Origin of the sequence: Nitratiruptor sp. YY08-26 (assembly GCF_016593215.1) — a bacterium.
Lineage (GTDB): Bacteria > Campylobacterota > Campylobacteria > Campylobacterales > Nitratiruptoraceae > Nitratiruptor > Nitratiruptor tergarcus.
In genome coordinates this window covers 307917-327958 of sequence record NZ_AP023063.1, presented here as the reverse complement: position 1 = coordinate 327958, position 20042 = coordinate 307917, and the positions used below count along the sequence as shown (strand labels likewise).

The following is a 20042-nucleotide window of genomic DNA, read 5'->3' as shown; positions in this document are numbered from 1 at the left end:
TTATCCTTGCATTGGTGGAAATTGGAAATCTTTAAGTCGCATAAAGAGATTTGGATGGTTTTTCTTGATATCTTGTACAAGCTTTTTGATATCGATATCAAGGAGATTTTTGTTTTTTGACTCAGCGAGACGCTTTTGGATCTCATTCATTGCTACCACCCACACATCATTAAAATCTATTGGTAGATTTTCTAAGATCGCTTTTTCTAGTTTAAGATTGAAATTTTCATACTTTGCTTCGTTGAGGGATTTTATAAGATGCAGCATCGCTTCAAGACTTGAGAGTACAAAGACTTTATTCTCTTTGCCAATAACAAACCATGGTGCATTGTTCTCCCAACTTCCTTGTATCAACTCAAGTGTTTTTTTGTTAGGGTCTTCTGTATCTTCAAGTTTAACTACTGTTACGTTTGCAGGATTTTCAATACCAAGTTGTCCTGCCATCTTATTTATCTGACTCAGCAGATTTTCACCCGTTATTTTTACCGGATCCATTTATCCTCTCCTTTTGCGATCAAGCCATACCATAACACCCTTTTGGGCATGGAGCCTGTTTTCCGCCTCTGTAAAAATCTCTTCAGCATGTGCTTCAAAAATCTCTTCACTCACTTCATAACCCCTATATGCAGGGAGACAGTGCAAAAAGATTGCATCAGATTTTGCTAATGCCATCATCTGCTTGTCTACCATATATCCTTGAAAATCTTTGAGTCTCTTTTCTTTCTCATCCTCTTGCCCCATACTAATCCAAGTATCAGTGGTTACAACATCAGCATTTACAACAGCCTCTTTGGGATCGTTTGTAAATTCTATCTTCGCTCCACTCTCTTTGGCAAAACGCAATGCATCTTCTACCACATTTTTTGCTGGTTCATACCCTTTTGGCGTTGCGATACGGAGTGTAAATCCAAGTTTACTTGCAAGCATCAGCCATGAGTGCGCCATATTGTTCCCATCGCCCACGTATGCAACTACGGGATTTTCGGCTTTTCCAAACTCTCTCATAGTCAAATAGTCAGCCATGAGTTGCACAGGATGGTACTCATTTGTGAGACCATTAATAACAGGCACTTTGCTATAGGCCGCAAACTCTTCAAGTTTTGCTTGCTCGAAGGTGCGGATCATCACCATATCACACATACGGCTCACTACCCGCGCGGTATCTTTCATAGGCTCGCCACGCCCTAGCTGCAAATCGTTTTTACTCAAAAAAAGACCAATACCTCCAAGCTGATAGATCCCCACCTCAAAACTTACTCGCGTACGTGTAGAGCTCTTTTCAAAAATCATTGCAAGAGTCTGGTTTTCAAGATATGGCACAAACTCTTTGCGTTTTGTCTCTGTTTTTATCTGCTCGGCTAATGTAATAATTTCTAAAATCTCTTCTTTCGTAAAATCTTTGAGTGTCAAAAAGTGTCTCAAAGGCCATCCTTTTAGCAAAATAGAAACAGTTATTATAGCAGTTTTGCTGCCTCTTTGGCATGATAGGTAATAATGATATCTGCACCAGCCCTCTTAAAGCCCAGAAGCGTCTCCATCATCACCCGTTCATAATCGATCACACCAGCACGCGCTGCCATTTTGAGCATCGAGTACTCGCCACTAACATTATAAACCGCTAAAGGAAGCATACTCGCTTCTCTAATATCACGCACAATATCAAGATAGGCAAGAGCTGGCTTTACCATCAAAATATCTGCTCCTTCTGTTTCATCTTCGATACTTTCTAAAATCGCTTCTCGTCTATTTGCAGGATTCATTTGATAACTTCTTCTATCTCCAAAGCTAGGAGCAGACTCAGCCACATCGCGAAACGGCCCATAGTATGAGCTGGCAAACTTTGTAGAATAACTCATAATAGGAATATGGCTAAAACCAGCTTCATCAAGTCCAGCACGAATAGCTGTAATCATCCCATCCATCATACCACTTGGAGCTATCATATCGGCTCCCGCTTTTGCATGGACAATTGCCTGCTCAGCTAAAAGAGTGAGCGTTGCATCATTATCTACCGTTTGCAACTTTGGATCGAGCACACCACAGTGCCCATGATCGGTATATTCACAAAAACAGAGATCTGTCACCACAAACATATCAGGATGTGTTTTCTTAATTGCTCTTACAGCTCTTGCTATAATACCATGCTCACAGAGCGCTTCACTCCCTACACTATCTTTTGTATCTGGGATACCAAAGAGAATAATTGCTCTAAGCCCCAAAGATTTGAGCTCTTCACACTCTTTGAGGATCTCATCAATACTCATCTGATAGACTCCTGGCATAGAAGCTATCTCATTTTTTACGCCCTCACCGTTTCTTACAAAAAGAGGATAGATAAAATCGTTGATATCGAGCCTTATCTCTTGCACAAGATCGCGCAATACTGGATTGATGCGAAGCCTTCTAAATCTTTTAAACATTTGCATTTCCTTTGTATATAAGTTCTTTTGATATAATTTCATTACATTTTACCAAAAGTAGGCTAAATGGATATAAAGGTAAGCGAAAAAGCCAGTCTCCCAACAAAATATGGTGATTTCACAATACAGTGTTTTGCCCAAGGGTGCAAAGAGCATCTTGTGATTATGAAAGAGCCTCTCGGCGATGTACCGGTAGTGCGGGTACATTCAGAGTGTCTTACAGGAGATACCCTCGGCAGTAAAAAGTGCGATTGCGGCGAGCAGTTAGAGTTTGCCCTCAACTACATCGCAAAGCATGGTGGTATGGTGATATATCTTCGCCAAGAGGGGCGCAATATCGGGCTTCTCAATAAAGTAAACGCCTATGCGCTCCAAGATAGAGGCTATGATACAATTGAAGCAAACCATCAGTTAGGTTTTAGTGCAGATGAGCGCACCTATGAGATGGTAGAGTTCATTCTCGACTTTTACGGCATCAAAAAGATAAAGCTCCTTACCAACAATCCAAAAAAGATCGAAAGCCTTAAAGATGTGGAAATTATTGAGCGCATACCTATCAAAGTAACACCCAACCCTCACAATGAAAAATATCTTCAGATTAAAAAAGAGAAGATGGGGCATCTCCTATAATTTCGCTAAAAGCTTGGCAACGGCCGGTACATTGCACGCTATAATTATAAAAAGCTTGTATAAAGGAACAATTTGCAAGATAAGTTGGAGCTCTTTTCACAAAAATTGCTTGAGTGGAATACCATTCATAATCTCACGGGAGCAAAAACTCCACAAGAGGTACAAAAAAATATTGACGACTCCCTCTATCCTTTGCAGTTCTTAGACTCCACACCCCAAAAAGCTCTCGATATTGGCACAGGGGCAGGATTTCCTGGACTTGTGCTTGCAATTGCCATGCCACAGACTCATTGGATCTTGGTTGAGCCGCGAAAAAAACGTGCATCCTTTTTGCACTACATCAAAACAGCATTAAAGCTAGACAATGTCACAGTTATACCCTCTCGCATAGAAGAGATTGCGCCAACAAAAGTAGATCTCATTACATCACGAGCTGTGATGCCAACAAAAGATCTGCTACAATTGGCAAAAGATTTTATCAATAAAGAGACAACGATACTCTTTTATAAAGGCGAAGAGGTTTTCAAAGAGTTAGATGATTTGAAAAATTATCAGATTAAACAAAATGGCAAACGCCGCTATCTTTTTTTAAAGGGAAAAGATGTTATTTAAAATTTTACTTTTAGCAGCTATTATTGGAGGAGTCTACTACTTCTTTATCAAAAAAAAGCCACTGCCAGATAAAGAGACAGATGTGATGGTCGAGTGTGATAAGTGTGGTACATATTTTAGTAGCAAAGAGGCAATAATCAAAGATGGTAAATACTACTGCTCCAAAAAATGCGCAGGAGTAAAAGAGTGATAATCTTTGGTCATCCCAAAATACCTAGTCCACCGATTATCACAATCAAAAGCAAAGAAGAGATCGCACAAATTCCAGCCAATGCAATTGTAGCTTTTGCGTTTGATTTCGATCTTTTGCACTACTGCCAAGACAACAACATCACTTGTGCAGTGTGGATCTCTTCTACCACTGAAGCAGTCTATGCAAATGCTCTGGAAGCAAAATTTTTACTTTGTAACCTCCCTTTGGCAAAAGAGGTGCAAAAAGTAGCAGAAAATTATCTTTTTGATACTAAAGTAATTGCAAAAACAGATTGCCGCTTAATAGAAGAGGTCATAAAAGCGGGAATTGATGGAATTTTATGCACTAATTATAGATAAAAATTGTTTTATAAGGCTGCTCTAAACAACTTTTGATATGCAATGCCGTAGCATATACTCCACTCTCAAGGCAAGTAGGAGCTACTACGCTTACTGAGGCTACTTTTTCCTTTGCACCAACAATATGTGAAATTTTACACCCCTCTTTTTCAACAAAGCGCTCATAATTTCCAGATGTGGCTATTGCCATATCTTGCAACTCTACAAATATAGCAAATTTTGATGGATCTTTGGGATTCTTGATTCCAATACGAAAAGCAGATCCATCCGGCTTTGTACCAACTGCAAAAATATCGCCTCCGAAATTTATAATACCATTTACTTTGTGGCGCTTTAAAACTCTTTTTGCGCTATCTACCGCATACTCTTTGACAAAACCACCAAGATCAATCTTGGTATAAGGGTTATCAAAAGTGATTTTTCTCTTTTGTAATTGAATATGTTCCCAACCACAAAAAGATTTTCTTTTGGCTATACACTCCTCTATTTGCGCCAAACTTTTATATTGCAAACACTCTTTCAAAGCTCCTGTACTTACATCAAAAATACCGCCTGTTTTTTCATAAAATCTCTTTGCCTGCTCTAAAATTTGGTAACTCTCCTCATCGACTGTTTGCACTTTTCTCGCATTAACAGCAAAAAGCCAAGAGTTTGGATCAAAGAAGTTATACCTCTTTTCAAGCTTTTTTGTTTGCGAAAATATCTCTTGTGCTACCTGCTGTGCCACATTTGCTGGAGCATACAAAATCAATTCACAGGGCGTATTCATAGCCGCAAAGCGAAAAATCTGCTTAGTAGCGATACTTCACTCCTATACCAAAATAGCTACTATGGTAGAACTTTGGCTGATTATACCATCCTCCATCAACACTCCACTCTATCTTATCATTTTGCCTGTAGCGCAGACACAAATAAAATCCGCTACTTGCAAAAGAGTCCATTCTGCGATCACTTGATGCATAGATTTGATTAGTAAAATAGTCTTTTGTTCCACTATAAAAAAAGGCTCTAGACTGCCGATACCAGCGCACCCCTCCTCCATAAGAAAACTTTTGCATATCTTTTGTCATTTCTATATTAACTGTATGTGAATCTATATCCCAATCATCATGATAAAACCGGTAATAGAGCTTTGTAAACATATCATTTTGCCACGCCTTTTTATACTCCACATCTACTCCTATAGCATTACGCGTAGGAGGTTTATTTTCCGGGACAATTTGCGCTGAAAAACCGTTATTGTCACGCACCACCTTCATATAGGGGTTTGAGAGATACCCATTTTCAAATATACCAAAGAGAGATAGTTTATATTCACTTTTACTATCTATAATCTGCGAATATCCAAAAGAAATTTGATATGACTCCATACGCTTATTAACAACTCCACTTGCACCACTTACACTGTCACACTCTTTTGGATTGAAAGAGCAAGCAACCTTTGGTGTATTGTGCTGATAAGCAAAACCATAGGTAAGAGAGCTATTTTTATAGCTATCCAAGTAATGCATAAAACTAATTGTTACCTCTTTTGCAATATAGTCTCGCTCTTTTGAATAGTTTAATCCAATATTTAGCTCATCTCTGCTTTGAGGCATCCTTCTTGTCAGTTGTAATCCATAGGCTCTTCTATTATCGCTATAAGGCACATTATCATAACGCACCGCATCACTATAAACAACTCCTTCAGGAGCTTTCGCAGATGCTCCGCTTGCTGCATCATAAAAGGTAGGACTTGCCCCTGAGAGGGTATCGTATGAGTATGAAAAATCCACACTATAATCAAGCCCAAAATCTTTGCTTATTTGCAATGATGGAGTTTTTACTGTGGTGCGCCCACTATCTTCATCATAGTAAAGATAGTGAATGCTTACACTATCCTCTGCCACAGCAGCACTTAGCAAAAGAGATAAGACGAGTGAAACTCTTAGTTGCATCCACAACCTCCTCCCCCAATACCTCCGCCACCTTTACTTGCCTCTTTTGAAAAGTAGATATGGTGCAAAAATTTGCTAAATCGTTTCGCACAAGCTCCCTGTTGCATTGACTCTTTTGCCAGTGTTCCTTTTTGCCAAGGTTTCACCTCTTTTACACTGCAACCTTGCAAAAAAAGCAGTGCAGCCAAAACTATCCACCTCATCGCAAGCTCTCTATTTTTTGAGTTAAAAGCTCACCAATGTCTTCATGTGCACCTATAATATTTCCAACTATCTTGCCATCTTTAAGGATATAGAGTGCCGGTACGCCTACCGGATTAAACCAACTAACGATAGTATGCTCCTTATCATATACCACTGGCATATCGATACCAAGCCTATTTACAAATCTTTTTGCATCTGATGGATTATCATCTATAGCTACGCCAACGAATTTTACATCTTTATTTTTATGAGCAACATCCATAATACGAGGTATCTCAAACCTACAGGAGTGGCACCAGGAGGCAAAAAAGTCTACTACACCAATTTTTGCACCTTGCAAATGCAGCTTTTGCAGGAGATCTTGAGGAATCTCCCGAGCAAAAAGTATCAAAGAAAAGAGCAATATCAAAAACCCCTTTTGCATACTACTCTCCAATAGGTTTTATAGTGATCGGTCCTGGTGCACCGTTTCGTCCTCCATGGCGAGAGTGACAGTAGTTACAGTTAAAATATGCCGCTCCTTGGTGTGTATATTCACCAGAACTGTTGTGCACGGTGCCATTAAGATCAACTACTTGAGCGGTAAAATTTTTGCCAGCAAGGTTTTGCAACTTTGTATTGAAATTCTCTCCCATTCCTTTTTTAATTACTGCTCTTAATGTCTGACCATTATCAAACATAAAACGTATCGTATATTTACCAACTGTTGTTGGTGTAAGATCTACTGGCTTATGAGCCGAAGTGTTCCAATCTGCATAAATCTTTCCTCCTGCAAAACTGTGACAAATAGAGCAGTAGCGTCCATGGCAGTGGCTGCGGCCACGGTTAATCTCACTATCAAGCGGCTCTGGTTCGTGGGTGATATTCTGCAAAGAGTTAGCCTCATTAATATTGACTAAAAAGCTCTCTCCTTTGTAGTTAGCATCATTTTTTGCATTGAGCACAATATAACCACCACTTGGAATATTTTCATTTTTATAGCCAGAGTTTATAAATGTTTGAAAATTATAATCAGCTACTTTTCCTAGAAGAATACCATCACCAAGAGGAGAGGCTTGATCAATCGCTTTTACATCTCCACCACCATAATTATCTGCATTGTCAATACGAATAAATTTTAATGCAGTATAAGGATAGTTACTTGAAGAGGTCAATACTCCATTTGGATTTGCTACAATGGTAGATGCCCAAAAGCTATCCTCTTTACAGCTATTGTGCATAGCATCATCAAGCACACATGCACGAAAATGTATACGTCCTGTCTCTGGTTCTACCCAAAAGAGGTTGTAAAGATAATGATCTTTTGTGGCAATTGAAAAGTCGTATTTATGCCCTTTAGTTTTAGCTATTTGAGAAAGATGAAGGGCTTGAGGCGTTGATCCATCTTTTGCCACTGCATACATATTATCATCATCTGCAACAATAACCATTTTATCTGTAAATGCACGAAAACTCCCACTCTCTATGCCATCAGAAAGTATATTTTGCTTACGCATAGCTAAATCAAAATCGTACAGCTTACCATCTTGAAGAAAATAGATATGGTTGTCATTATAAGCATATGGTGTTGTATGCCCAATGCGAGAAGGAAGCTGCAATTGCAAATCCTCAACATTTCCTTTGGCTTTATCCACAATAACCGCTTGATTATCAACATTAAAAACAGCTTTTGTAGTACTTAATATATTGCCAAGTAGGCTAGCAGATTTTGTAAAGGTAAGAATCTCTTGACACTGCTTTAGTTCTATATCACATTTTTGCAAAGATTTTCCAGCCGTTACCATATAACCATCTATCGCTGCACCATAAGATGGATAAGTTACATCAACGAGTCTCTTACCATCAAAAATAGCAGGCAAGTGCTCTTTATCACTCCAAGGAGCTATTAGATATTGGTGAGTTTTGTTTGCATCTTTTGCTATCAAAAATACATTTGTGCCAAGATAGGAAATCTTTGTATAACGCAATTGACGAGATGTATCTAAAGCAAAAGGAGCCTGCTTAACCACCACGCCAGTTTGAAGATCGGCTCTATATGCATATCCACCAGATACAAAATGCACATATTTGCGATGCAACCCTTCATATTTCAATGTTGCTGGATTAAAATTATCCATTTTGGTAGTTACTTCAGGTCGTCTTACATCTGTAGTATCTGCGTTGGTATAGATTGCTTGTGAAGGGTTTTTAGGATCAAAGAGTGTAACACTCTTCAGTCCTGCAAGTACTCTATGATTGGTTAAGCCATAAAAGAGTAGCTCTTTTGTATTTTGCGACTTACTTGAAAATGTTATCACATCTTCTTCAATCGTGTAAGTAATATCTAAAGGATCCGCACTACCATCACCATTTAGATCAAGATAGCGAAATTGGTGATCTTGTGTAGCCCCCATAAGCTTATAGACTTTGTTATTGCTTACATATACCCAAGAAAATGCATCCGTTCCTTGCTCTTCTTTATCTAGTGAAAAATCTTTAAGATAGATAAAATAGCCATCAGGAGCTCCTTGTGGATTTATAGTAACTTTTTGCCAACCAAAGGGATCTTTAGAAGAAGGAGTATTACCCATAAGTCGATAGGACTCTTCGTTGGAAGCAACATAGAGCCAATCGTTGGCATCGATTTTGCCATCATGTTCAAAATCATACTTGTAAAATTTGCCGTTTATCTTGAGCTGATGTGACTGCAAATAGTTATATAAGGCATTTTTATACGCATCTATATCCAACGGCTGCGCATTCAATAACGTAAATGCACTTATACTCATAACTATGACCTTTTTCCAACATTCCATGCTATACTCCTTATATTTGAATGTTGGAAAATGATAAAATCTATGAATTAATTATCTATTAAGTATGAGAATATAACCCTCTCCTTTGACATTTTTGATACTCTCTTTTCCAAGATATTTTCTGAGGGTATTGAGATAAATACGTATACTCCCAATGCTATACTCCTCGCTAGGGTGCCAAAGAGCTTCAATTATCTCTTCATTTGTAGTACACCGATTGGCATTGCGAATAAGAAGTTCAAGGAGCCGCATTACTTTGGAAGGAAGGTAGATTGCTTCTCCATTACAAAGAAGAACTCTTTGAAAGAGATCGTATTGACATCTATTGCCTATCTCTACAGTATGAGACTTTGCATAATAGCGCCGTAACACCGCTTCTATGCGGCAATCAAGCTCTTCAATTGCAAAAGGCTTTTTGAGATAATCATCTGCTCCAACTCGAAAACTTTTTTTGATAGTTTCTAAATCGTTATATGAAGAGATAAATATTGCAGGCACTCTATCCTCTTTTTCGCGAAGATATTGCAAAAAATCGATCCCATTGAGCTGGGGAACATTAATATCAATGAGGTAGAGGTCAAAGGTTTCATTGAAATGTGCTTCTAAAGCTTCAAGACCATTTGCTACAGCTATAATAGTATAGCGATCTTCTAAAAAATCTACAATCGTCTCTCGTAGCAGCTGATCATCTTCAAGAAGCAGTATTCTTCTTTTCATACTGCTACTATAACGATTGTTTATTAAGTGGGTGTTAAGTAGATAACAAAAAATTAATTTGCAAAAACTCTTGGCAAAGCAGCAGAGAGTTTTACGAGGACTTCGTAGCTGATTGTACCAATCTCTTGAGCTACTCTTTTTACATCATCAAAAACACAGATCTCATCTTGCTTGCCCTCTACGATGATATTATCCATACTCACACGCCCTAAAATCTTACCATCTACGATACTCTTTTGAGACCGAAAGATCCCATCTCCATAGCCAATATCGTAAGTGGAAACCACCATATCCCGATCAGCCTCAAATACTCCTCCATACCCTACTCTTTGCCCTTTTTTGAGCACTCTTGAAGAGAGCCTCTTTGCCCAAAGAGACAAAACCGGTTTTAATGGAGGAGATTTAAAAATCTCATCAGTTTCCAAATAGCCATACGCAGCTATTCCAACTCTAGCAAAATCATCCTCTATTCTTTGCTTTCGAAAAAGTGCTGCGGAGTTACAAGAGTGAAAAAGCGGCTTTGGTAATCCATACCTTTCAACAAGCTCTAAACTTCTCTTTTTTACCTCATCAAAATTTCTCTCTTGCCAAAAAAGCTCGCTACTTAACTCATCTGCACTGCGAAAGTGAGTAAAAATCCCCTTGAGATTGAGAGATCTTTTTATAATAATTTTAAAAGCCTCTTCCAATTCATCTGGCATAATGCCGTTTCTATGCATTCCTGTATCGACTTTGAACTCAATATTGGAGCCAGTGGGAAATCTTTTGAGATCTTCTATGCTATTGATAGTATAATAAAATTTCTCTTTTTGCTGTGGAGTATCAGCCAAAATGAGAATGTAGTCAAAAAGATTTTCTATTTCTTTAGCTTCGGCGATATTTCTCACCACCGCTCTTTTGATACCATACTCACTTGCTAATTTGGCAATCTCCAAAAGCCCATGCCCATAGGCATTGTCCTTTAAAACAATGGCGACCTTTTCATTACCACCCGCTTTTTTGGTAATAAGGTCTAAATTGTGAAAAAAGGCGTTTTTATTGAGTTTTATGTATGCCATATCTACTCTTTGATAAATCTATTAAAAAATTCTTTACTATTTAAAATCTCTATATCTTTACTAACAAAATTTTCATCATTTGATATGATCATATTACAATTTTGTTTTTTTGCCATTATATATTGAAGTGTATCTTCTAAATCTTTAAAATCCTTATTTCTTAACATCAAATCACACGCCTTTTCTACATCTTCATTTGAAAATTCAATCAATGTTAGTGTTTTTATAATTTTTTGAATGTTCAATATTGCCTTTTCTTTATCAATTTTTGCATTAATATAATATATTGTAGTAATTAAATCACAAGATGTAAAAATTTGATGATTTAAAATTAAATATTCATACGTTTTTACACTATATTCATGAAATTCTCTTTTAATATCCAAAATATCTAAAATAATATTAGCGTCTAAAAATATTTTCATATATTATTACCCATCTCCTCTTTTACAGATTGAATAGTTTTTCCAACTAAACTTCCAGGTTCAACTTGCATAATAGATTGAAAAGCTTTTAGTTTTTCCTCTTTTAGATATTCTTGATATTTTTCTTTTATAAGTTTTCTAATTACTTCCGATTGCGTCGTTTTTTCTTTTTTTGCAATCTCTTCCAAATGTTTCGCTATGATTTCATCTAATAAAAAATTTTTCCTCACAGTCATATTCTCTCCATATATACAAGTTTTTATGTATTATAACATACGTATTGCATGCTACATATAATATCTATTATAAGCTATTATGACAAAAAACTCCTCTTTCGTAATAGCCAAAAAATGGATGATACCAAGTTTAGTTTTCTAAAAAGTTTTTAGTCGTTTACACAGTACTTAATTAACCGTGAACAACTCATTTCCATGAAATTATTCAAATACTAAATTAAACTTGCTTTTTGCTCTCATTGTTTGGATAAATGGAAATTATACCGACCCCCACCAGCCCAACTACACAAAATATTAAATAAGGAAAGAATAAAAGGCCAAAAATGGAGAAATTAAATAAAAACCAAGAAGAGATAAAAAGATTTACAGCAAAAAAGAAAACTTCCATTGTGATGGATGTTTTTCAAGGGAAAACTACAGTATCTGAAGTTGTGAGAAAGTATGATTTAGCGCCTGGAGCAATAGAGGAGTGGATGGAAGATGCCAGAAGAGGCATGAAGAATCAGCTAAGAGCCAGATCCAAAGATATAGCTGCCATATATGAAGAGAAGATAAAAGATATGAAGGCGGTTATTGAAGAGCTGACATTAGAGAATATTACATTAAAAAAGTACGACGCTTCTGTAGGAAAAGAGAAGAAGTGATGCAAGTACACAGTGAAATGAGAAATGAAGGCCACCCAATCAGCATCACAAAACTCTGTAAGGTATTTAATATTCCTCGCAGGAGTATTATAAATCCACTAAGAGAAAACGGAAACTAGACGAAGAGCGTGTCCAAAAAGTCAAAGAGAAAATAGAGAAGTTTCCAACGTATGGCTATCGTCGTTTAGCTTTGTGTCACCTGCAATGTTAAAATACACCACAGACGCAAGATGAAAATGTACCATCCATGAGATGAGGAAATATAAGAGAATATAATCGCTTCCAAAAATATTTGGAGGCAATAGTGATTACATACGAGGAGTTTGTGATGGTACATACACTTTACAGACAAGGATACAGCATAAGAGCTATTGCAAGGATGACGGGACTTGATAGAAGAACCGTATCCAAAAGACTCAAAGAGGATAAGCTTCTGCCAAGAAAACCGAGAGTTTACAAATCGAAGCTCGATCCATACAAAGAGTATATAAAAAAGAGAATAACTCAAGGGTTGCCGGATAAAATTCCTTCAACGGTAATATACCGGGAGATTACAGCAAAAGGGTATGAGGGGAAGATAAGAATATTGCAGGCGTTTATGAGCGGGCTTTATAAAGAGCATATGAGCGTAAAAGAGGAAGAGGTAGTGCGATTTGAGACAGATCCGGGCGAGCAGGCGCAAGCTGACTGGACGGTGATACGAAGAGGGAAGAATCCCATTTATGCCTTTGCGATGATTTTGGGCTATAGCAGATACGCATTTATCTGCTTTACAGACAATATGCGCTTTGATAGTTTTATAGATTGTCATAAAAAGGCTTTCGCCTTCTTTGGGGGAGTGCCTAGAACCATTCTTTACGACAACCTCAAAAGCGTGGTGATAGAGCATAACGCTTACGGGAATGCAAAACACAGATTTAATGAGAGGTTTTTGGATTTTTCCAAAGAGTATGGATTTATTCCAAAACTTTGTAAACCCTACAGGGCAAAAACAAAAGGGAAGGTAGAGAGAGTTATAGGCTATATGAAAGGAAACTTCTATATTCCTTTGAAAGCAAGACTCAAAAACTCTTCGCTTGTTATAGATACAAAGCTTCTTAACAGCCAGATATTTCAGTGGCTTGAAATTGTTCATAATAGAGTGCACGCAACAACGAAGCAAAAACCAAAAGAGCTCTTTATAAAAGAGCAAAAAGTTCTGCTGCCGCTAATAATTTCAGCCAAGCCAAAAAGCTTGCATAACAAAAAAGAATATGACAATTGCATAGATAAAAAGCTTTCCTTGTCAAATAAAAAGTATAAAAACAGCATAAACATACATAATACAGCTAAGAGTTCTTTAGAGGAGTATGATGCGCTTTTGGGAGTTTGCCATGCATAAAGAGATACACAGTATAAATGAACAGATACAAGAGTATGCTGCGCTTTTTAAACTTCCTGCCATTAAAGAGAGCTTTTCATCCATAGCGCAAGAAGCAGCTAAAAAGAATCTTTCATACAGCCACTTTTTGCTTGAGCTTTTTAGATATGAACATCAAAAGAAGATAGAGCGTTCAAAAGCAACAACACTAAAAATGGCAGGCTTTCCAAAAGTAAAGACCATAGAGATGTTTGATTTCTCATCTTCTGCGGTAGATAGAAATATTATTAATGAACTTTCTACTTTAAGATTTATAGAGAATGCCGAAAATATCCTGCTTATTGGACCAAGCGGTGTTGGGAAAACCCACATGGCCATAGCTTTGGGATATCTTGCTACACAAGCAAGAATAAAAACAAAATTCATCACTGCAGCAGATCTGCTTTTACAACTTGAGATTGCGCAGCAGACCAACAGGTTGCAGCACTATTTCAAAAAGGTTATCAATACGGTAAAACTCTTGATTATCGATGAATTTGGCTATATCAAGCTCAATGAAAACCAGGCCAATCTCTTTTTCCAGGTTATCAATAAACGGTATGAAATAGGATCAATTATCATTACAAGCAATCTATCTTTTACAAAATTCAAGGAGGTGCTCAACAATGATGAAGCGTTAACTACAGCAATACTTGATAGGCTTATTCACCATAGCCATATACTCAATATCCAAGGTGAAAGCTACAGGCTTAAGCAAAAAAGAAAAGCTGGTGTCCTTACTGGACTCGATAACAATTTTTAGTTTCAAAGTGGTACATTTTCACTTCGCATCTTGGTACATTTTTAGGTTGCACTTGACAGCTTTGCTACTTGGGATGAAAAAAAAAGTAGTGCAGCTCATTCTGCAACTCAATAGTTGGCAGGTAAGAAAGCATTCCAAAGGGCATAGGCCAAGAGCCAAAATGATGCCTTCACGTTCACACTATCCCAATCAAAGATGGGCTATCGATATGACCCGTATCTACAGTGGGAATGATGGCTGGAGTACTTCAGCTTGCGTGATTGATACTTGTACCCGTGAAATCGTTGGATGGAAACTCTCAAAAAGTGGTAAAGCAAACACAACAGAGGCAGCTTTGCAAGAAGGTCTAATCTACCGTTTTGGAAGACTCCAAAGATTGAAAGAGCCCATTGTATTACGAAGCGACAATGGCCTAGTTTTTACCAGCAAATCCTTTACCAAGACAGTCAAAGACTACAATTTTACCCAAGAGTTCATCACTCCTTATACTCCAGAGCGTCCGAGCGAAGCGACAACCCCGCAGGCGAAGCCGAGGATAAACGATATGATTGAGAGATTTTTCCGCACTATCAAGGAAGAGTGTATTTGGCACTACAACTTTAAATCACTCAAGGAGGCTAATAAAATTATTGGAGAATGGATAGATTTCTATAATCTAAAACGAAAACATTCAGCGCTGCAATACAAAACTCCTGCTGAAGTGTTTCATTTAGTGGCTTAGGTGTGCAGAAAGGGAGGGGTCATTACAAATATCCCTCTTCTATTCTCATAGTCATATATCAGTAAAAAATTTTCTAATGAAAAAAGCTGTTTCAATATATGCCTTTTTTATTTCATCCTCATTTAACGGGGGCGCGGGTGGGGAGCATTAGAAATTTTGTGTCAATCCGATAGAATTAAATAATCTAAAGGAGAGACACAATATGGAAAACTTCGACTTAAATGAAGCTCTTGAGGCCATCAAGGCTGGAGCAAAAATAGATGGCAAAGATGGAGTACTTGCTCCACTTATCAAACAACTGACAGAAGCTGCTCTTGAGGCAGAACTGGAATCTCATCTTTCCAAAGAGATCCGCAATCGAAAGAACGGTAAATCCTCCAAACGTATGAAAAGTTCTGTAGGTGAGTTCGATCTTGAAGTTCCCAGAGACCGTAACGGTACCTTTGAACCCCAACTGGTTAAAAAACACCAGACCCATATGAGCCATCAGATAGAACAAAAGATCCTCGCCCTGTACGCATTGGGGAATAGTTATGCACAGATATCTGAACATATAGAAGATTTTTATGGAATACATTTTTCCAAGGCTACCATCAGCGCAGTGACAGATAAAGTCATTCCGCTACTGAAAGAGTGGCAACAGCGCCCTCATGAAAGCGTCTATCCTTTTGTCTAGCTCGATGCCATACACTATAAGATCAAAGAGAACAGTCGTTATGTCTCTAAAGCTATCTATACGATATTGGTGTCAGTCTTAATGGCAGAAAAGAGATACTTGGATTATATCTTTCAGAGAATGAAGGTGCAAACTTCTGGCTGCAGGTTCTTACCGATCTGCGCAACAGAGGGGTGGAAGATATTCTGATTACTTCAGTTGACGGTTTAAAAGGCTTCCCTGAAGCCATAAACACCACTTTCCCGCAAACAGAAGTACAGTTATGTATCATACATCAGATTAGAAATTCACTCAAATATGTAGCTTCCAAGAATCAGAAGGAATTCATGAAGGATCTTAAACAGGTCTATCAGGCGATCTCCCAAGAGGCTGCAGAACTGGAACTCGATCGGCTTGAGGAGAAATGGAGAGACAAATACCCTATTGTCATTCAATCCTGGAGGAACAAGTGGGAAAACCTCTCTTACTATTTCAAGTATCCCCAGGAGATCAGACGCATCATCTATACTACCAATATTATTGAGTCCGTGCATCGTCAGTTCAGAAAACTAACTAAAACAAAGGGTTCTCTCCCCAATGAAAACAGTCTATTGAAATTGCTTTATATGAGAATTCTTCTGCTTGCAGTGATGTTAAACGAAGTGAAACGAAAAAATGCCCAGAAAAAGTGGACAATGCCCATTCAGAATTGGAGCCTTACCATCTCTCAATTGGCTATCTACTTTGAAGGTAGATTGGATAAGGCTCTAGAGTTGTGATATAATTCCTGACTATCGGTGACACAAAATTATGACGGTCCCTGCGGGCGAACGGCATTTGGATTTGAAAAGAAGTTTTCTAATATAGATGTCTGCTCCTCCCGCTTGTTGTCTCGGTAAGCGAAGCGTCCGAGACAACGTTTTGGCTAACTTGCCGCAGGATTGCGGGGCACTGACTTTGACTAACCAATAAAACTTGGTGCGGACTTCAAAACTTGAAAAAACCCAAAGCCCCTGCGGTCAAGTTGAGCCAATTGTTGGGCAAATGCTTACAATACATTTACTCTTATACTTTTTTGTGCACCAGCAACTTCTAAAGCAAGATTTATAATATCCTGAATGTTTTTGCGACTGTAATTTGTGCCAAGCCACCATCCAGAAACTATCTCAACTGAATGCTCATCTGCTAAATCTGGTCTACCAGGATATAATTCGTATTTGTCACGAGATAGGTATCGTCTTTTTTTGCCGTGTTTTCGAGAAGCAAATCTTTCAAGAAAACTGCTATCTTCCTTGTATAGAATTTCAAATATTTTGATCATTACATCACGTGCAGATCGAGCTTCTATTTCTTTTCCACGGTATATAATAGAAAATTTACCTTTTCGATTTGAAGCTTTATACGTTGGTTCTTTAGGTTTAGAAGGTTTTTTAGTAAATTCTGGTTGGATAATATTAGCGCCACTTTGAATTTGATTATTTATAAATTGGCCGCATAAATCTAAATCAGGCTTATACCCACAAAGATCTTCCACTTTTTCCGCGAGAAGATCCAACAATAATGAATCGTGATCTTTCAGCAGTGCTTCCCATGCTTTAGGTAGAGTAGATTCTATGGTTCTAATTCGGGAAACATTCTTATAGTCAGAGCGTGCTGATTCTAGTGCTTTACCAGAACATACATGTTGATAACTCAAATAGGATTGTAATCGTCTTTCAGCTTCTTCAATATCTCTCTCTAATATATCAAGTTTATAGACTCTCCGTTCATCATACCGCCCCTGTTCTCCAGGAAGATAGAAACTCCATTCTTGCCCATCAGTAAGAATTGCAATCGGAACACCGAGATGGAATGCATATTCAAATAACTGCTTATCGGCGCCATCAGATAATCCTATCTTTTTTACTTCAATAAAAACATAAGGCTTATTTCTCGGATGACAAAGAGCATAATCGACTCTACGACCTTCGACTGTATATTCTGGAATTACAATTGAAGTATCAAAGATAGGCCATCCTAATTCATATAAAGTAGGTAACAGAATGCCTTGAGAAACTGCTGCTTCAGAATTAAACCTACCTTCTCGAAGCCCATCTCTTATTTTTTTCAGATGTTCTGATAAACCCATAAACTATCCTTATATCTGCCCAACTATTTATTCAATAACACCATTGTACCCCAAAAACCTTAAATGTACACAGATTTGATTATAATTATACTTTTACTATCAATATTTATGATATTATATCTTTTTAAGTAGATTTATCTATGAAAATTGTGATAATAATATATTTATATATTATATAGATAGAAGGTTATAAATTGCAAAAAAGAAAGAAATTACTTGATATTCTAAAAGAGAAAATTATATTTAAAGGTTATAGTAGAGCTACTGAAAAGAGTTATATATATTGGAATAAAGAGTATATTCTATTTCATAATAAAAAACATCCAAAAGATATGGGAAAAATTGAAATAGAAGAATTTCTAACTCATCTTGCGGTTAATAAAAATGTTTCACCTACTACACAAAATCAAGCTTTTAATGCAATTTTATTTTTGTATAAAGAGGTTTTAGGGATTGATACAAAAGATTGGAATATTCAAGCACTAAGAGCTAAAAGAAAAGAGCATATGCCGGTAGTTTTGACTAAAGATGAAGTTAGGCAAATCATTTTCAATATGACTGGGATATATAAACTAATGTTAGAGCTGATGTATGGCTGTGGGCTTAGGATGAATGAGCTTTTGAGACTTAGAATCAAAGATATAGACTTTGGATTTGATAATGTCTATATTTGGGATAGTAAAAGTCAAAAAGATAGGATTCTACCACTTCCTCAAAAAATAAAAGATGATTTATATATCCAAGTAAAACAGATAGAAAAAATTCACCAAGAAGATTTAAGCAAAGGATTTGGATATGTCAATCTTCCGCATGGGCTTGAGAGGAAATATCCAAATGCCCACAAAGAGTTTAAATGGCAATATCTTTTTCCTATGAAAAAAATCTCAAAAGACCCAAGAAGCGGCAAAATGATACGATTTCATATATTACCTACTACTTTTGGAAGAAATATTAAATCTGCTGTAAACAGAGCTAAAATTCCAAAAAAAGTATCAGCACACACTTTTAGACACTCTTATGCTACCCATTTGCTTCAAGCTGGATTTGATATAAGAACAATTCAAGAACTTTTAGGCCATAAAGATATATCTACCACTATGATTTATACACATATTGTAAGAAATCTTAGTCAAAACAGTATCAAATCTCCTCTCGATTTTTAATATCATAAAACTTTGCTACCATAACATATTAAAAAGGTGTGTTATGAGACTGCCTGCAGAGTGGGAAGAGCAAAAGGCGCTCTTGCTTGCTTATCCTCACGAAAAGGGTGATTGGCTGCCATATTTAGATGAAGTAAGAGAGTTTTACAACGAGTTTATTTCTATTGTAGCTCACTATCAAGATGTCTATTTAATCACACAGGAAGATCTCACTCTTCCTCCAACAAAGCATAATATTAAAATCCTCAAAGCCCAGACAAACGATACATGGGTACGAGACTACGGACCTATTACTGTTTTTGACAACAACACACCAAAACTTCTTGATTTTACATTCAACGGCTGGGGGCTGAAATTTCCAGCAAACTACGATAATCAGCTCAACAGAAAAATTTTTCATACCAAAAAGATTGGTTTTGTATTAGAAGGTGGCAGTATCGATAGTAACGGAGAGGGAGTTTTACTCACTACCTCAAGATGTCTTCTCGAAGCCAATAGAAATCCTCATCTATCAAAAGATGAAGTTGAAGCAAACTTAAAAAACTTCTTCGGACTCAAAAAGATTTTGTGGCTAGGTCACGGTTTTTTGGAAGGTGATGATACAGATAGCCATATCGATATGCTAGCGCGCTTTGTATCCCCCAATAAAATAGCCTGTATCACCTGTGATGATAAAAATGATATTCACTATAAAGAATTAAAATTGATGGAAAAAGAGCTGCAAAGCTTTGGATTTGAGTTAGTCCCTTTGCCATTCGTCTCAGCTAAATATTTTGAAAATGAAAGACTTCCAGCAAGCTACGCCAACTTTGTTATAATAAATGGTGCAGTAATAGTGCCAACATATAATGATCCAAATGACGAAGAGGTTCTGAAAATTTTTCAAAAACTTTTCCCATCACGAGATATCATTGGGCTTGATGCCTCAGTGCTTATTCGCCAGCACGGCTCGATTCATTGTAGCTGTATGAATATATTTTAAA

23 protein-coding genes and 1 pseudogene are annotated in these 20042 nt (G+C 37.3%); 11 read left to right on the top strand and 13 right to left on the bottom strand.

The features are described from left to right. The 3 genes from JG738_RS01935 to hemB are packed head-to-tail and all read right to left on the bottom strand — an operon-like array spanning position 1 to position 2420. Complete coding sequence (locus JG738_RS01935; protein ID WP_084275280.1) at positions 1 to 495, bottom strand: DUF2603 domain-containing protein; 495 nt, start codon at positions 493 to 495, stop codon at positions 1 to 3. After that, positions 496 to 1422: an ornithine carbamoyltransferase gene (gene argF, locus JG738_RS01930; protein ID WP_201338058.1), complete on the bottom strand. Its 927-nt coding sequence runs from the start codon at positions 1420 to 1422 to the stop codon at positions 496 to 498. It lies immediately after the preceding gene. Between the two features lie 32 nt (positions 1423 to 1454). Then, positions 1455 to 2420 (bottom strand): porphobilinogen synthase, encoded by a 966-nt coding sequence (hemB, locus tag JG738_RS01925; protein WP_201338057.1) that lies wholly within the window; start codon positions 2418 to 2420, stop codon positions 1455 to 1457. Positions 2421 to 2486: 66 nt separating this feature from the next. Between hemB and ribA the strand changes: the two genes are divergently transcribed. The 4 genes from ribA (at position 2487) to JG738_RS01905 (ending at position 4214) form a co-directional block, all read left to right on the top strand. Beyond that, positions 2487 to 3050 (top strand): GTP cyclohydrolase II, encoded by a 564-nt coding sequence (gene ribA / locus JG738_RS01920; protein WP_201338056.1) that lies wholly within the window; start codon positions 2487 to 2489, stop codon positions 3048 to 3050. Between the two features lie 72 nt (positions 3051 to 3122). Next, a complete protein-coding gene (gene rsmG, locus JG738_RS01915; RefSeq protein WP_201338055.1) occupies positions 3123 to 3662 on the top strand; it encodes a 16S rRNA (guanine(527)-N(7))-methyltransferase RsmG in 540 nt (179 codons plus the stop codon). Next, on the top strand, positions 3652 to 3852 hold the full coding sequence (locus JG738_RS01910; protein ID WP_084275275.1) for a PP0621 family protein: 201 nt from the start codon (positions 3652 to 3654) through the stop codon (positions 3850 to 3852). Before rsmG ends, JG738_RS01910 begins: the two co-directional genes overlap by 11 nt. Then, positions 3849 to 4214: a hypothetical protein gene (locus JG738_RS01905; protein WP_201338054.1), complete on the top strand. Its 366-nt coding sequence runs from the start codon at positions 3849 to 3851 to the stop codon at positions 4212 to 4214. The genes JG738_RS01910 and JG738_RS01905 overlap by 4 nt, the downstream gene beginning before the upstream one ends. Here JG738_RS01905 and JG738_RS01900 read toward each other — a convergent pair. The 9 genes from JG738_RS01900 to JG738_RS01860 are packed head-to-tail and all read right to left on the bottom strand — an operon-like array spanning position 4201 to position 11586. Continuing rightward, positions 4201 to 4983: an FAD:protein FMN transferase gene (locus tag JG738_RS01900; protein WP_201338053.1), complete on the bottom strand. Its 783-nt coding sequence runs from the start codon at positions 4981 to 4983 to the stop codon at positions 4201 to 4203. The two genes, JG738_RS01905 and JG738_RS01900, sit on opposite strands and share 14 nt — an antisense overlap. Positions 4984 to 5005: 22 nt before the next feature. Further along, positions 5006 to 6151 carry a DUF3570 domain-containing protein gene (locus JG738_RS01895; protein WP_201338052.1) on the bottom strand — a complete coding sequence of 382 codons (1146 nt, stop codon included), beginning with the start codon at positions 6149 to 6151 and terminating at the stop codon, positions 5006 to 5008. Continuing rightward, on the bottom strand, positions 6142 to 6354 hold the full coding sequence (locus JG738_RS01890; RefSeq protein WP_201338051.1) for a DUF4266 domain-containing protein: 213 nt from the start codon (positions 6352 to 6354) through the stop codon (positions 6142 to 6144). Before JG738_RS01890 ends, JG738_RS01895 begins: the two co-directional genes overlap by 10 nt. Beyond that, positions 6351 to 6779 carry a TlpA disulfide reductase family protein gene (locus JG738_RS01885; protein WP_201338050.1) on the bottom strand — a complete coding sequence of 143 codons (429 nt, stop codon included), beginning with the start codon at positions 6777 to 6779 and terminating at the stop codon, positions 6351 to 6353. Before JG738_RS01885 ends, JG738_RS01890 begins: the two co-directional genes overlap by 4 nt. Position 6780: 1 nt before the next feature. Beyond that, entirely contained in the window at positions 6781 to 9150 is a 2370-nt protein-coding gene (locus tag JG738_RS01880) for a hypothetical protein (protein ID WP_201338049.1), read from the bottom strand. Positions 9151 to 9201: 51 nt separating this feature from the next. Further along, positions 9202 to 9867 carry a response regulator transcription factor gene (locus JG738_RS01875; protein ID WP_201338048.1) on the bottom strand — a complete coding sequence of 222 codons (666 nt, stop codon included), beginning with the start codon at positions 9865 to 9867 and terminating at the stop codon, positions 9202 to 9204. Between the two features lie 53 nt (positions 9868 to 9920). Further along, entirely contained in the window at positions 9921 to 10925 is a 1005-nt protein-coding gene (locus tag JG738_RS01870; protein ID WP_201338047.1) for an alanine racemase, read from the bottom strand. Positions 10926 to 10927: 2 nt separating this feature from the next. Beyond that, positions 10928 to 11350 carry a type II toxin-antitoxin system VapC family toxin gene (locus tag JG738_RS01865; RefSeq protein WP_201338046.1) on the bottom strand — a complete coding sequence of 141 codons (423 nt, stop codon included), beginning with the start codon at positions 11348 to 11350 and terminating at the stop codon, positions 10928 to 10930. Next, complete coding sequence (locus tag JG738_RS01860) at positions 11347 to 11586, bottom strand: ribbon-helix-helix protein, CopG family (protein WP_201338045.1); 240 nt, start codon at positions 11584 to 11586, stop codon at positions 11347 to 11349. The genes JG738_RS01865 and JG738_RS01860 overlap by 4 nt, the downstream gene beginning before the upstream one ends. A 323-nt stretch (positions 11587 to 11909) precedes the next feature. On the opposite strand from JG738_RS01860, the gene JG738_RS01855 reads away from it, so the two are divergent. From JG738_RS01855 to JG738_RS01835, 5 genes and pseudogenes are all read left to right on the top strand, one after another. Beyond that, positions 11910 to 12230, top strand: a complete 321-nt coding sequence (locus JG738_RS01855) for a transposase (RefSeq protein WP_201338044.1) — start codon at positions 11910 to 11912, stop codon at positions 12228 to 12230. A gap of 292 nt (positions 12231 to 12522) precedes the next feature. After that, positions 12523 to 13611, top strand: a complete 1089-nt coding sequence (gene istA / locus JG738_RS01850) for an IS21 family transposase (RefSeq protein WP_201337008.1) — start codon at positions 12523 to 12525, stop codon at positions 13609 to 13611. After that, positions 13583 to 14392, top strand: a complete 810-nt coding sequence (gene istB, locus JG738_RS01845) for an IS21-like element helper ATPase IstB (RefSeq protein WP_370583670.1) — start codon at positions 13583 to 13585, stop codon at positions 14390 to 14392. The genes istA and istB overlap by 29 nt, the downstream gene beginning before the upstream one ends. A gap of 73 nt (positions 14393 to 14465) precedes the next feature. Then, on the top strand, positions 14466 to 15113 hold the full coding sequence (locus tag JG738_RS01840) for a DDE-type integrase/transposase/recombinase (RefSeq protein WP_201338043.1): 648 nt from the start codon (positions 14466 to 14468) through the stop codon (positions 15111 to 15113). 202 nt (positions 15114 to 15315) lie between these two features. Beyond that, positions 15316 to 16547, top strand: a pseudogene (locus JG738_RS01835) (IS256 family transposase). Between the two features lie 269 nt (positions 16548 to 16816). On the opposite strand, the gene JG738_RS01830 reads toward JG738_RS01835, so the two are convergent. Beyond that, a complete protein-coding gene (locus JG738_RS01830) occupies positions 16817 to 17896 on the bottom strand; it encodes a type I restriction enzyme HsdR N-terminal domain-containing protein (RefSeq protein WP_201338042.1) in 1080 nt (359 codons plus the stop codon). Between the two features lie 194 nt (positions 17897 to 18090). Between JG738_RS01830 and JG738_RS01825 the strand changes: the two genes are divergently transcribed. After that, on the top strand, positions 18091 to 19059 hold the full coding sequence (locus JG738_RS01825) for an integron integrase (RefSeq protein ID WP_201338041.1): 969 nt from the start codon (positions 18091 to 18093) through the stop codon (positions 19057 to 19059). 43 nt (positions 19060 to 19102) lie between these two features. Continuing rightward, on the top strand, positions 19103 to 20041 hold the full coding sequence (locus tag JG738_RS01820; protein WP_201338040.1) for an agmatine deiminase family protein: 939 nt from the start codon (positions 19103 to 19105) through the stop codon (positions 20039 to 20041). Position 20042: the final 1 nt, after the last annotated feature.

Excerpts from the sequence above, each read along its gene's own strand:
- JG738_RS01865 (WP_201338046.1), bottom strand. The coding sequence starts at position 11,350 with ATGAAAATATTTTTAGACGCTAATATTATTTTAGATATTTTGGATATT.
- JG738_RS01900 (WP_201338053.1), bottom strand. The coding sequence starts at position 4,983 with ATGAATACGCCCTGTGAATTGATTTTGTATGCTCCAGCAAATGTGGCA.
- ribA (WP_201338056.1), top strand. The coding sequence starts at position 2,487 with ATGGATATAAAGGTAAGCGAAAAAGCCAGTCTCCCAACAAAATATGGT.
- istB (WP_370583670.1), top strand. The coding sequence starts at position 13,583 with ATGCGCTTTTGGGAGTTTGCCATGCATAAAGAGATACACAGTATAAAT.
- JG738_RS01820 (WP_201338040.1), top strand. The coding sequence starts at position 19,103 with ATGAGACTGCCTGCAGAGTGGGAAGAGCAAAAGGCGCTCTTGCTTGCT.
- hemB (WP_201338057.1), bottom strand. The coding sequence starts at position 2,420 with ATGTTTAAAAGATTTAGAAGGCTTCGCATCAATCCAGTATTGCGCGAT.
- JG738_RS01885 (WP_201338050.1), bottom strand. The coding sequence starts at position 6,779 with ATGCAAAAGGGGTTTTTGATATTGCTCTTTTCTTTGATACTTTTTGCT.
- JG738_RS01880 (WP_201338049.1), bottom strand. The coding sequence starts at position 9,150 with ATGGAATGTTGGAAAAAGGTCATAGTTATGAGTATAAGTGCATTTACG.
- JG738_RS01840 (WP_201338043.1), top strand. The coding sequence starts at position 14,466 with ATGAAAAAAAAAGTAGTGCAGCTCATTCTGCAACTCAATAGTTGGCAG.
- JG738_RS01830 (WP_201338042.1), bottom strand. The coding sequence starts at position 17,896 with ATGGGTTTATCAGAACATCTGAAAAAAATAAGAGATGGGCTTCGAGAA.
- JG738_RS01870 (WP_201338047.1), bottom strand. The coding sequence starts at position 10,925 with ATGGCATACATAAAACTCAATAAAAACGCCTTTTTTCACAATTTAGAC.
- JG738_RS01935 (WP_084275280.1), bottom strand. The coding sequence starts at position 495 with ATGGATCCGGTAAAAATAACGGGTGAAAATCTGCTGAGTCAGATAAAT.
- JG738_RS01860 (WP_201338045.1), bottom strand. The coding sequence starts at position 11,586 with ATGACTGTGAGGAAAAATTTTTTATTAGATGAAATCATAGCGAAACAT.
- JG738_RS01910 (WP_084275275.1), top strand. The coding sequence starts at position 3,652 with ATGTTATTTAAAATTTTACTTTTAGCAGCTATTATTGGAGGAGTCTAC.
- JG738_RS01855 (WP_201338044.1), top strand. The coding sequence starts at position 11,910 with ATGGAGAAATTAAATAAAAACCAAGAAGAGATAAAAAGATTTACAGCA.
- JG738_RS01875 (WP_201338048.1), bottom strand. The coding sequence starts at position 9,867 with ATGAAAAGAAGAATACTGCTTCTTGAAGATGATCAGCTGCTACGAGAG.
- JG738_RS01895 (WP_201338052.1), bottom strand. The coding sequence starts at position 6,151 with ATGCAACTAAGAGTTTCACTCGTCTTATCTCTTTTGCTAAGTGCTGCT.
- JG738_RS01890 (WP_201338051.1), bottom strand. The coding sequence starts at position 6,354 with ATGAGGTGGATAGTTTTGGCTGCACTGCTTTTTTTGCAAGGTTGCAGT.